Origin of the sequence: Vibrio sp. 10N.222.46.A1 (genome assembly GCF_041473595.1) — a bacterium.
Classification (GTDB): domain Bacteria; phylum Pseudomonadota; class Gammaproteobacteria; order Enterobacterales; family Vibrionaceae; genus Vibrio; species Vibrio tasmaniensis_A.
Genome location: NZ_JBFRSN010001461.1, coordinates 1 through 363 on the forward strand (window position 1 = coordinate 1; position 363 = coordinate 363).

The 363-nt window shown below is 46.6% G+C and carries 1 protein-coding gene; it reads right to left on the reverse strand.

Features of this window, described 5'->3' with window-relative positions; genetic code table 11:
• Positions 1-363: DUF3332 family protein (locus AB4496_RS27370; RefSeq protein WP_372133106.1), on the reverse strand; the 363-nt coding region annotated here is incomplete at both ends.

The window sequence follows — 363 nt, forward strand, 5'->3', positions numbered from 1 at the left end:
CTAACGTACCATCCATGTAGTAACTGACCTTGTCGCCATCACGAACCCCCGTCAAAACGGCTTTCTGACCATCATTGTAGGTGATGTCCATACGAATCGTATTCTCATCGATTTGTTTCATCTCACCCCATTCGATCTGACGATTATTAAAGCCAAGTGGTGCATCTTTCAGTGAATCATCGAGGCTGTCGTTCACATCAATCATGGTATCGACTTTACTATCGAAGATATGAGGCGCGCCTGTGAGTGGGTTTTTCCCCGCCCAGAATTCGATCGAGTTAAACACGATGTAATCGGCTGCGAATGTTAAAGCGTAAACGGGAGCAAGCAAGAAGTTGACCCCAGCACGAGCGTAACGGTTAT